This is a genomic window from Microcoleus sp. C2D2 (assembly GCF_036702495.1).
Taxonomy (GTDB): Bacteria; Cyanobacteriota; Cyanobacteriia; order Cyanobacteriales; family Microcoleaceae; genus Microcoleus.
Window position 1 is genome coordinate 47,301 of sequence record NZ_JAUBTO010000037.1, and the last position, 11,326, is coordinate 58,626.

At 45.2% G+C, this 11,326-nt stretch carries 11 protein-coding genes; 4 read left to right on the forward strand and 7 right to left on the reverse strand.

What is annotated here, in order from left to right; genetic code table 11:
• Positions 1 to 118: 118 nt before the first annotated feature.
• A complete protein-coding gene (locus QUB61_RS14640) occupies positions 119 to 817 on the reverse strand; it encodes a class I SAM-dependent methyltransferase (RefSeq protein ID WP_333129335.1) in 699 nt (232 codons plus the stop codon).
• A gap of 958 nt (positions 818 to 1,775) precedes the next feature.
• On the opposite strand from QUB61_RS14640, the gene QUB61_RS14645 reads away from it, so the two are divergent.
• Together QUB61_RS14645 and QUB61_RS14650 are read left to right on the forward strand one after the other, a co-directional pair.
• Positions 1,776 to 2,546, forward strand: coding sequence for a hypothetical protein (locus QUB61_RS14645; RefSeq protein WP_333129337.1), 771 nt, complete (start codon positions 1,776 to 1,778; stop codon positions 2,544 to 2,546).
• A 453-nt stretch (positions 2,547 to 2,999) separates the two neighbouring features.
• Positions 3,000 to 3,446, forward strand: a complete 447-nt coding sequence (locus tag QUB61_RS14650) for a hypothetical protein (protein ID WP_333129339.1) — start codon at positions 3,000 to 3,002, stop codon at positions 3,444 to 3,446.
• Positions 3,447 to 3,667: 221 nt separating this feature from the next.
• Here QUB61_RS14650 and QUB61_RS14655 read toward each other — a convergent pair whose 3' ends face one another.
• Together QUB61_RS14655 and QUB61_RS14660 are read right to left on the reverse strand one after the other, a co-directional pair.
• On the reverse strand, positions 3,668 to 4,270 hold the full coding sequence (locus QUB61_RS14655) for a cyclic nucleotide-binding domain-containing protein (RefSeq protein ID WP_333129341.1): 603 nt from the start codon (positions 4,268 to 4,270) through the stop codon (positions 3,668 to 3,670).
• Between the two features lie 287 nt (positions 4,271 to 4,557).
• Entirely contained in the window at positions 4,558 to 5,541 is a 984-nt protein-coding gene (locus QUB61_RS14660; RefSeq protein WP_333129344.1) for a DUF1517 domain-containing protein, read from the reverse strand.
• A 305-nt stretch (positions 5,542 to 5,846) separates the two neighbouring features.
• Here QUB61_RS14660 and hemB point away from each other — a divergent pair, with 305 nt between their 5' ends.
• Both hemB and QUB61_RS14670 read left to right on the forward strand, forming a co-directional pair.
• Positions 5,847 to 6,830, forward strand: a complete 984-nt coding sequence (hemB, locus tag QUB61_RS14665; RefSeq protein WP_333129346.1) for a porphobilinogen synthase — start codon at positions 5,847 to 5,849, stop codon at positions 6,828 to 6,830.
• Positions 6,831 to 7,493: 663 nt separating this feature from the next.
• A complete protein-coding gene (locus QUB61_RS14670) occupies positions 7,494 to 7,982 on the forward strand; it encodes a GNAT family N-acetyltransferase (RefSeq protein ID WP_333129348.1) in 489 nt (162 codons plus the stop codon).
• A 206-nt stretch (positions 7,983 to 8,188) separates the two neighbouring features.
• Here QUB61_RS14670 and QUB61_RS14675 read toward each other — a convergent pair whose 3' ends face one another.
• From QUB61_RS14675 to QUB61_RS14690, 4 genes are all read right to left on the reverse strand, one after another.
• Complete coding sequence (locus QUB61_RS14675) at positions 8,189 to 9,124, reverse strand: HAMP domain-containing sensor histidine kinase (RefSeq protein WP_333129351.1); 936 nt, start codon at positions 9,122 to 9,124, stop codon at positions 8,189 to 8,191.
• A 25-nt stretch (positions 9,125 to 9,149) separates the two neighbouring features.
• Positions 9,150 to 9,743, reverse strand: coding sequence for an L-threonylcarbamoyladenylate synthase (locus QUB61_RS14680; protein WP_333129361.1), 594 nt, complete (start codon positions 9,741 to 9,743; stop codon positions 9,150 to 9,152).
• Positions 9,744 to 9,877: 134 nt separating this feature from the next.
• Positions 9,878 to 10,510: a hypothetical protein gene (locus QUB61_RS14685; RefSeq protein ID WP_333129354.1), complete on the reverse strand. Its 633-nt coding sequence runs from the start codon at positions 10,508 to 10,510 to the stop codon at positions 9,878 to 9,880.
• A gap of 10 nt (positions 10,511 to 10,520) precedes the next feature.
• On the reverse strand, positions 10,521 to 11,174 hold the full coding sequence (locus tag QUB61_RS14690; protein WP_333129356.1) for a YcxB family protein: 654 nt from the start codon (positions 11,172 to 11,174) through the stop codon (positions 10,521 to 10,523).
• Positions 11,175 to 11,326 lie beyond the last annotated feature (152 nt).

Here is an 11,326-nt window from a genome sequence, read left to right on the forward strand (position 1 = left end):
TTTCTAGGGAGCGCATTGCACACCTTACTCTATATATAAAACTGAGTTGTATCTTCTTGAATAATTAGTTAGCAGTTTGTGGCAATTTTAAAAAGAACCGCAAACCGCAAACAATTCTTTAATTATGCTGTTCAGGTTCCATCATAGTAGCCCAGCGGCGTTTCAATGCCAAAGTCAGCCCGTCAGCAATGGGGACAACACTGAGAGTAACTCTGGGATCGTGGCGCAATTTGTCGTTAAAAGTGCGAATGGCGGTGGTACTTTCGTCTTGTACTTGAGGGTCAGCAACTCGTCCCGACCACAGAACGTTGTCAATTACAATTAAACCGCCATTGCGTACAAGTTGCAGCGATCGCTCAAAATAAGCCTCATAATTTTCTTTATCGGCGTCGATGAAGGCAAAATCAAAGGTTCCTGCTTGTCCCTCGGCTATTAGTTTGTCGAGAGTATTTATTGCTGGGCCCAACTGCAAAGAAATCTTGTTGGCGACACCCGCAGCTTCCCAATAGCGTCGCGCGATCGCAGTATATTCCTCGCTGACATCGCAAGCAATAATTTGACCGTTAGGAGGCAGCGCTAAAGCTACGCACAGCGAGCTATAACCAGTAAAAACCCCTATTTCTAGGGTTTTTTTCGCTCCCATAAGCTGCACCAGCAGCTCCATAAACTGACCTTGTTCGGGAGCTATCTGCATCCTAGCCATAGGATGCTTAGCAGTTTCTTCCCGTAGTGAAGCGAGAATATCGGGTTCCCGCAGAGAAATAGATAACAGATAATCGTAAAGTTGATTTTCTATGCCAAGAGTTGAGTTCGCCATCGGTTTGTCCTTGCTGCTGACTTTTGATTTTAGATGGTAGACGCGCCGTTAATGGAAATTGGAGACTGTAGAGTTAATTTTGGCACCTATTTTGCTGTGGCTGATGACAGGTTGCAGTAGCAGTGTCTCGGTTACAGAGAGGCAACTTGCAAAACGCCCGATCTACTTCCAAATCAGTTTATCTCAGCCACAGGTGATTTAGCTGCTCTGGAAAAGAAAAATCGATAGAGGGGATCGTTTTGAGATTGCTGGGTTCGTCCCCATGCGTAACGCCGTGAGTGATACCAGTTCAAAAGATGAATGCAACTGTAGACAAGGTGCAAACCCATACATAATCAGCCATTCCCCTTCTCACCTCTCAAATCTCAAATCTCAAATGGTATGAGTTGGGGAGAAAGTGACTTCATCCCGATCGCTAAGTAGATGAACTGCGCCAAACATAAGTAGTCAAAAGCGAGTGAAATGAAGCAATCGCAGAGGTTGTGATTCGTTTAGATTTTCTTACATTGTAAACTTTTTTCGTGTCGCTATCCTTAATTTCCAATGACTAATTATTGAGGACTTACGCCCTCCCAAAAAATAAACCGTTTCATTTAACTCTTATTGATGGGTTAAAGTCGGTGTATTTTCCTGAAACAAACCAGGGCTCTGGAAACCCTGGTGTCCCGGAGTATTACTAATCACTAATAAACTGGGTTTAAGAGGACGATTACTTAACTGTCACAGCTTATACCTCCACATCTAAACAACCTATCCACAATGAAAATAACATTCCACGATTGAGGTAGAGCAAGTATTTGTGGGAAAAAATCAGGTTTCTATCAACCCTTGCCCCGCACTATTACTCATAACTAATGAACCGGGAGCAATAGGACGATTCCTTAACTGTCACAGCTTATTCCTACATACCTAAACAACCTACCCACAATCAAAACAACATTCCACCAAGGCAATCGCTATGTATTACAGTTTTGCAGGTTTCGGTGCGGGCACAGGCATATTTTTGCTGCTAGTTTTTGCCATTCTGCAATGGCTGCACGTCTCCGCCGGCAGTTTTATTGATTGGGTAATTGCCATTGCTATTTTTGAATGGCTGTTGCTGATAGTTACAGTTCCCTGGAATATCCATTTTGAAGCAAAAGAAGTTTTAGCGCAAGCTGCCGAATCTACTAAAAAAAACATTGCTGTCGATCGGGAACAACTCAAATACGTTACTGTATTAGTTAGCCGATCGCTCTTTGTGGCGATCGGACTTCACCTGTTTAGCGCGATCGCACTTTACGCCCTAGCCGCCACCGGAATTAGTGCTATTGGCTATCTCAGTTCCGGTGCTGCACTGCTGTTAACTGTACTGCGTCCAGCTATCCGAGGTTATCAGTATTTAGCCCAGCGGCTGACAACTATCAGCAGCCAATTTTTGCACCCCCGCGAAGATATTGTCGAACTCCGCAGCCGCTTTGCAGAGTTAGAATCTAAAGTTAGAAATTTGACCGCTCAATTAAATTCAGACGATCCGAATTCTTGGGCTGCTGTCCAAGAGCGGGAGCAACAAGCCACCAAAATAGAATTAACTAATTTAGCCGCATCTCTACAATCTTTGCGATCGACAAATCAGGCAGAACACACTAAACTCGCAAGAGATGCAGAAAGTGCGATCGCCCAACTCACCGAGGACGGACAATTTCTCAACCACGTCCGCGAAATCATCCGCTTCTATAAAGAAGCATAAAAGAAGTCATTAGTCATTAGTCATTAGTGATTAGTCATTAGTCATTAGTCATTAGTGATTAGTCATTAGTCATGCTCCCAATTGCCAATTCTCAATTACCAATTCCCAATTATCTACCTTTAGATAGATGTCAAATACTCGCCGACTGTGAAAACTTCAAGGAAGAGAGAATTTTATCAGTCTTGAGAAAGACTCAATAAATCTATTTTTCATATAGCAACCGCCCTGACAGTTAGGACGTTCTTAATTGCTGAAACCCTTGCGGAAGATTGCTTCTTCCTTTTCTCCTAGATAAATAAAACCTTCTTCCTTCTACCTTCTTCCTTCAACATCTGCTATAACAGCAAGTTCTCGAAAACTATAACCAAAGATAGTTTGTGAATGAGCTAGCTTAGACTTAATATTTAAACATAAGCCAAACATCTTTTTGTAAAGATAACTCAGGAAAAAATCATGACTAATCGCCAACCAACACCGCCCGAAAAAGAAATTAGCAAATCAACACCGGCAGACGAACAAATCGAAGCTAATATGGAAGCCCCCCACTACGACAGGGGCATTACTCCTGCCGAGACAGCAGCGCGGCAAGAACGCGAAGGGTCCAACTTCATGCACCCAACCACCGAAGGGAAGCAGAAAAGTGCAAAAACTGATGACCAAACTGATGACGAAAGCATTCACACTACAGATGGTTATACAGTAGACAAAGAAGGTCTGGTTAACAATTACGCGATCGAACCGGAAATGTACATCAACGAACCGGGCGATTTGAGAGCCGAAGAGGAAGCCGAAGCCCAAGAACGCGCTCGAATTCTCGCTGAAGTCAAAGATAAAAAAGGCGAGGAAGGAAAACTGACAATGGATGAAGACACCCGCGGCAAAGGACCGGGAATTATCTAGATTGTGTGGTTGGTAGTTGCATTTGGGCGCGCGAGGTTGCAACTGTAAAGCAAAGGGGCAGGTTTTTATAGTTCCGGCAGTTATCGATCGATATTTCCGGTAAAACCAGCCCCTTTTTTGCTTTCGACTCCGGTTTTTAGACTTGAGAGTTTACCTCGATGATAAATTACCGTATGTATTGGCAACTTTTCACACCCAACTCAAAAACGCCTTAAAATTACTCAAGCCTTAACATTTTCCCTCAGCCAATTAAACTTAGCCTCAGCTAGCGCCAAATTTTCCAGGACGTTAGGATTTATATCCTCCCGTTCAAAATCTGGTTTATCTAATTCAATATTGCGACCGTATTCTATATGTCTGATCGTACCGCGCATCCTGTCTGCCAGACACAGTGAAATTCCATAATAAAACCGGGAAGCAAAGCCCATATCCTGTTGAAGTTTGATTACTAACTGCCGCCTGGGAATTGACAGCAAGTGAGTTTCTTCCACCGCCTTCACCGTTGCCAAAGGAGGACGGCTATCAATGAAAGAAATTTCTCCGACAAGTTCTCCCCTGGCTATTTTAGCAAGTTCTTTAGTCTGCTCAGCCTCGATCAATACGCTCAAACTCCCATCCAAAACAATGTATAGCGCATCTATCTGTCTCCCTTCATGGATTAAAATCGCGCCCGGATCTAGAACTTCCTTTTTACCTTTTTGGACGATCCAGTCAATATCGTCGTTATTTAACTGGCTCAAAATGAAAAGGGCTTTTTTTCTGCTGCTGTCGGCCATAAGTTTAGCTCCCGATCGCTTCTTCTTTATATAAAATTTAGAGTACACCCGGTCGCAACTTCTTCCGAAGCAGTCACTCCTGACTCAATCAGTTTTTTTTATCCTGCCTAACTTCTTGGCAAAACTTTTCTAGGGTCGGCCTTGGCAATAGCAGAAGATAAATCAAACAGAATCATAATCTTTCAATACTAGCATTTGTTAAACAATCTTTTTTAGGTAGATCGGCTTAGACAAAATCCTGCTTCATGCCCGTCTCAAAAGCAATTGGGTTCGCCCGCACAGCTTTGCTGCGGGCTCGGGCGCGGCAGACAATGCTCCGCGCCCAGTCTTGCTTACTAAATCGATCGCAAATCAGGATAGCCGGCCAACATATCGTCAGCAGTCAGAGTGTCCCCGTTCGCTTGAGGAGTCCACAGCACCTCAACCGCCAGCAACTGCTCGCTTGAGACTCCCCCAATCTGGCGCAAAGCTTGGCGCAAATCTTCAGAGTTTTTCACGGCTGGCAATTGCAATTTGCCTTGAGTACCGACAATTACCGTCACCACAATAAATTCCCCGGGATCGGAATTCAAATCAGAAGCAACCAGCGCACCATTTTCCTGCAAACCTGGCAGGATCTTGCTGCTCCCTGCTTGCAGGAGCTGGTTGTTATAATTCGAGAGCGTTTCTTCAGTAAATTTGCTGCGTTCTGCCAAAGAAAATTGATTAAACTTAGCTTCGGCTGCTTCCAAGCGAGTTTGCACAGATTCAGCGCCCGCGTAAGCCCAGTATTCAGGATGCCGCAGCAGCGCCAGAGTAGATTCTTGCAGCACTTGAGCGCGACCCGCAGCGGTATCGGTATCCGCTTTTAGCGCTAGGGAGTCGAGTTCGGCTTGCAAACCACGGGCCTCTGCTAGCAAACCGACTTGCAAGCGGGCGACAGATACAGTGGTAGTAGGGGCGCTGTTGCCGAGTTCGTCAGTGCCGCCCCCGGCGCGGCGGAAGCTTTGGACGAGGAAATTAGCGATCGAGATAAAAATCAAAATCGAGAACAGGCCGCCAAACCCGCCCCCAAAGCCAAAAAACGGCAGCAAGAACGGGAAACCGAAACCGCCGCCAAAGCCGCCGCCCGGGTAGTAACCCCCGGACGGCGGCGCGTAAGTGCGGCTCGGCGATGAGTAACTGCGCGCCGGAGCTCTAAAAGATCCGCCCCCGATGCGTCCTCCGCTGCGGGCTGCCAGAGCTCCGTCAGCGTTACCGAGGGCTAGCGTCAGTACCAGACCGATCGCGAATAGTGATTTCAAAAGCGGTTTGATCTTTGAAAGTAGTTGCTTGTACATAAGACCGTTACTATTCGATACATTTATAATTTACAGTTTATTCTCGCTTCTGGGCAGGCTGGTTGCAGGTGTGAAGCCAGCGAGATATCCGTACCAACCGATCCGGTGAAGCACCGGGACGGGATCTGTCTGGGAACGGGAAAGGCCCGAAAGCACTTGCATCCCTGACGAAGAATAAGGGACATCGCGGGTTTTACAGAAGTTTACTTAAGTAGAGGGCGATCGGCCAACAATAAGCTCTAGACTTTTAAAGAAACGCCGCGAGTCCTAGAAAACAGGGCTTTATCTACCGTAAAAAAAACATTATGTTTCCAACTCACCGCCCCCGCCGCCTCCGCAACCATCCCCAACTCCGCCGGATGGTACGCGAAAATATCTTGACAACCAGCGATTTAATTTACCCCTTATTTGCCGTACCGGGGGAAGCTTTTGCCAAAGAAGTTAAATCGATGCCCGGAGTCTACCAACTATCGGTAGACAAAATAGTAGAAGAAGCAAAAGAAGTCTACGACCTCGGCATTCCCGCGATTATTTTATTCGGCATTCCCGCAGACAAAGATACAGACGCTACAGGTGCTTGGCACGACTGCGGCATCGTCCAACAAGCGACCGAAGCAGTTAAAAAAGCCGTACCAGATTTAATCGTCATGGTCGATACTTGTCTGTGCGAATATACCAGTCACGGTCACTGCGGCTATTTGGAAGTCGGAGATTTAAGCGGCCGCGTATTGAACGATCCGACACTAGAATTGCTCAAGAAAACCGCCGTTGCTCAAGCTAAAGCCGGTGCCGATATTATCGCACCTTCGGGAATGATGGACGGTTTTGTCGGAGCAATTCGCCAAGGATTGGACTCTGCTGGGTTTGAAGATATTCCCATCATGTCTTACGCGGCAAAATACGCCTCAGCTTATTATGGCCCGTTCCGAGATGCGGCCGATTCTGCTCCGCAATTTGGCGATCGGCGCACCTATCAAATGGACCCCGGAAACGGCCGCGAAGCTCTTAAAGAAATTGCTCTCGACATTGCCGAAGGCGCAGATATGCTCATGGTTAAACCCGCTTTAGCTTACATGGACATCATCTGGCGCGTGAAGGAAGCAACTAACCTGCCAGTTGCTGCTTACAACGTTTCTGGAGAATATGCGATGGTGAAAGCCGCCGCCCTCAACGGTTGGATAGACGAAGAAAGAGTAGTGATGGAAACTTTGACAGGATTCAAGCGTGCTGGTACTGATTTGATTTTGACTTATCACGCCAAAGACGCCGCGCGCTGGCTGCAAAACTGATTCACTCGATTAGAGATTAGAGATTAGAGAATTGACTCCACAGCACAATCTTCGGCTGTTATCGTGGAGTCAATACCTCTCTCGATAGATGATTCTTGAGCCATTACGCACCCTACAATTTCTCACTTACTGATAAACGATGCCTCGAAACCGGGTTTTTACGGTTTCGGTGGGCTGTAACCAAGTATTGCTACGAAAAAACCCGGTTTCTCTGTAGGTGGGGGGCGGGTCGATCTAGATTCTTGGTATTCGTTAGATATGGTTGGTAAAACCCGCCCCTACTCCCAACCCATACAAAATCAGTCATTCCCCATCTAAAATCTAAAATCTCAAATCTCAAATGGTATGAGGTAAGCTTTTCTGCATTTAAATTGTATGTCAAAAAAAATCAAAGTCTTGTGGGGTGGGCGTCCCGCCCGCCCTGAATATACAATTTAAATGCGCGACAGCTTATAAGTTGGGAATTCTGAGTCAAAGACTTTTTTACAAAATCTACCCCGAAAAGTATTAATAATCACCGAAATTATTAAAAAAATATGTATAAATAAAAATAGTTTTGTAAATCGGGAATTAAATCATTGATTGTTCCCCAGCAAAATCAACTATACCCGGTAAGACAGTAAAAGTAACACACTTTAGATACAACTTGAAGGCAGATTGAGCATGACATCAACGACTAGGGATTCCAGTCACATTCAATTTTGTATAGGTCGCGATCGCGCAGATATCGCACAGATCCAAGAACTATTTAAAGCAGCCGCCTTTTGGGCGAGGGAACGCAAGATAGAAGATTGGGAAATTGCGATCGGCAACAGCGAACCAGTTGTTACAGTTTGGGACGGTTCGCGGGCGATCGGCTTTGCCAGAGCCACCTCAGACGGCATCTATCGAGCCACCATCTGGGATGTCGCCATTCACCCGGATTACCAAGGTGCAGGACTCGGCCGCCAATTAGTGCAAACCGTCTTGAGTCACCCTCGAATGTGCCGAGTAGAGCGAGTTTACCTGATGACAACTTACAAACAAAGCTTCTACGAGCGCATCGGTTTTCAGAAAAACGCTAGCACCACAATGGTACTTGAAAATCAGCTTCTAGAAGAGATTGTCGAATTAGAAATTAGCAAGGGCGAATTGCTAACTGCTAATTGTTAAATAAGCACAAAACTTGCACCGAAATCTATAATATGTAGGGTGCGCATTGCGCACCTTACTCCCTATAAATAATTTCCATCTTTCATCTTCCCCCCAACCTCTTCCCTACCTCCGTTAAATCAGTTAAATCCGTTGCCCTCTTCCCGACTGTTAAATCCGTTAAATCCGTTACATCCCGTACACGGATCGTTGCCGAACTTCCTTCTTCACGAATTTGCCAAAGGAATAGAACACTGAGTCCGGTTAAAATTGCACTCTTCGGAGTCAGAAGGCACAGCCAGAACCTCTAACTTTCCGCTCATCAAAGTTAAAAGAGTCTGATTCATCAATAACTTCATTCCAGAAGACACCAGAGAATTATCGCTGCTCTTAGTAGCATCACACTCCAAATCGTGCTTCAGCAAATCCCAAGACTCGCTCCAAGCACTAACTGAACGCTGATCGTCCACCCAAATGTGAACATATCCAGATGCCGGCGAAGCATGGGCAGAAACAGAAATACTGCCCTCCTCCATCTGAGCAACAGCAGTATCTACCAAATTGACTAAAACTTGCCTAAACCTCGGCAAATCTGCCAATACATAAATCTCCGGATCGGGCGGCAATATCTCTAAACGAATGCCCCGGTTAGCAGCTTGCAAGTAAGTTAAATCATCAACTTCCTCAAAAACCTTAGCTAACTGAATCGGCTCAATATCCATCCTGTCAGTGCCATGTTCAGTTTTAGCAACAGAGATAATTTCATCTATCAATTTCACCAGCTTGAGTGCGGCGACGTGAGCTTGCTCGACAAACTCTCGTTCCTCAGCAGGATCGTCGCACAAATCCGAGAGAATTAATTGCAGCGTACCAATCATAGTGCTCAGCGGCGATCGCAACTCGTGAGAAGTTCGAGCCAAAAAACCCGCCTTAAATTGGCTCATCTCCGATGCCATCTGATAAGCCAATTGAGTTTGCTTAAGTTGCTCGCAAAGGGCATCAAACTTCTCTAAGTGAATTTCTTGAGGAGTTGGCTGCACTGTGAGTTCGGGTTCGGGCTGTTGCGAGCTTTTTTGCCGCAGGCGCCAAATCCAACTGCTTCCCACACCCAGTCCCAGTCCCATACCTAAATATATAAAGTCGCTCCAGCCGATCGGCGCCATATTGCTTTGCCTTGGAGTTTAGCTTTTAGCATTCTAACTCGATCGCGCCCTGTCGCAATATTTTCCACTCGCTGCCAGTCCATTTAGCCACAGTCGAAGGCAAACTCGAAGCTGTTGTCCCTGTTGCTAATTCAGAAGGAACTAATGTCAAGACTTCCGGAAACTGAGCCTCAATTTCTGCCACCGACTCCAGAGGCGGTTGGCCGGATAAATTGGCACTGGTGGTAGCCAAAGGGCCTGTCTGCTCTAGAATCTTTAGGGCAAGGGGAAGGTTGGGCACTCGTAGCCCTATTGTACTCGGGTCGATCGAATTCATCGCCGCCGGGACTTTTGCCGAAGCCGGCAGTACCAAAGTTAACGCCCCCGGCCAATAGGATGCGGCCACTTGCTGCCACAATATTAAGTCTACTGGACTCCCCTGCACGTAAGGCCACAAAGCCTCGGCCGATGCTGCCATCAAAATCAGCGGTTTGTCTTGACTGCGGCGTTTAGCTGCAAAAATCAACTCCGAGCGATCGGGACGCGCAGCCAAAGCGGGTACAGTATCTGTGGGAAAGCTGACAATATAATCTCCTGAAATAGCCCCTTGAATCAAGGAGTCGATCGAAACTTGTGCCATCATTCGATTTTAGATTTTAGATTTTAGATTTTAGATTGAAGAATTGGGCCTGCATTTTATTTAAATAATTGTAGCGGCGTTTCCCGATATTGTGGTGCAGCAATTGGAGGAAATCCCACATTCTATTTTAGATTTTAGATTTTAGATTTTAGATTGAAGAATTTGGTCGGCATTTTCTTTAAATAATTGTAGCGGCGTTTCCCGAGCTTGTGGTGCAGCAATTGGAGGAAATCCCACAATTGCTCTTCACCGCTGAATGCACGCTTGGGTATAATAAAAGTCGATTTTGGCACCGGATAGAGGGATGGCACCGGATAGATTACTAATAAACTTATGGTTTCAGTAAAAAATTTAAAATTTTCCCATTTAAAAGTCCCTTGCCAAGTAGGAGTATTAAGTACCAGCCCTTCTCCTATCACTTCCAGAGTCATAGGTGGCCCGCAGTTCGCCGAATTGGCGATGCTCGGCATCTCTCGCTGTCGATCTACGCCTATGTCGGATTGCACATCATATATTTCATATATTTCTTCTACGCCTGTCTGCACAAAAATTTTACAAAAAATAGGCATGGACAACAAAATAACGCCCACCACTAAGAAGCCGTTCTCTTGCGAGAGCATTCCCATCAAAAAAAAGAATAGTCCTATTAACAATACCCACTTATAAATGGTTCGCTTTTCTGATCCTTCTGATTCTGAGGTTTTTTTGAAATCCTCCCGACGATGTTCTTCGTAATCATTATAATTCAGTTGAAACTCAAAGTTCATTGTTTTTAATTTAAGCCTGCTCGACTCGCGGAATCTTGCTGTATAGCAATTCTCTAAATACTTGACGCTGCTCTCGGTTAAATGCCTGTTTAGGGAAAAAATGAGGGATGTTGGAAGAATCGTAAAAATAGATAGCGAACAAATTTTCTGTCTCTAGGAAGTGCGAGTAAAATTCCCAATTGACTGTGATGTTAACCTTTGCCGTTCCCAACTCCAGTCCAGATTCCGTCACTTGTAGACTAACAAGTTCGTGCCAAAAATTAGTTCTATCTATCCACCTACCGAGTTGAAAGACTCCAAAAATTTGAGAGTTCCAATAAACAAGTTGTAAAATTATCCCGAATAACAAAAAAGGCTGGAATGAAATCTCCCCTTTGAGCGCAGATTTAATATCCAAGAAAAGCAAAACCCAAAAGAAACCTTTATCGAACGACAGGATCTTGCGTCGCTCTAGGAACTTCACCATAGGGATGTAGCAGATGCCAAAACCGATAATGAAATAACCCCAAAGGGGATTTGGGCCAGCGATAATATAGACAATTCCTCCCCCCACAATAAGTACAGCTCGAGTCCAAAACTCGACTTCCGAGAAAGTCTCTAATTTTGTGGAAATTCTACAAGCTTCTAAATATTCTTTGAACGTAAACTGGTATTCCAGCTTCACGGTGATACATCTTGGGTGCTGAGTGCGATCGCAGTGTTTGCCCCAACTATAATCTATCAAAATCAAGCAAGTATGGACTGAAAAATAAATAACTTGATGAATTACTAAGTTTGAGGTACGGCTCTATAGTTCCATTTTGGCAAGTATTCATC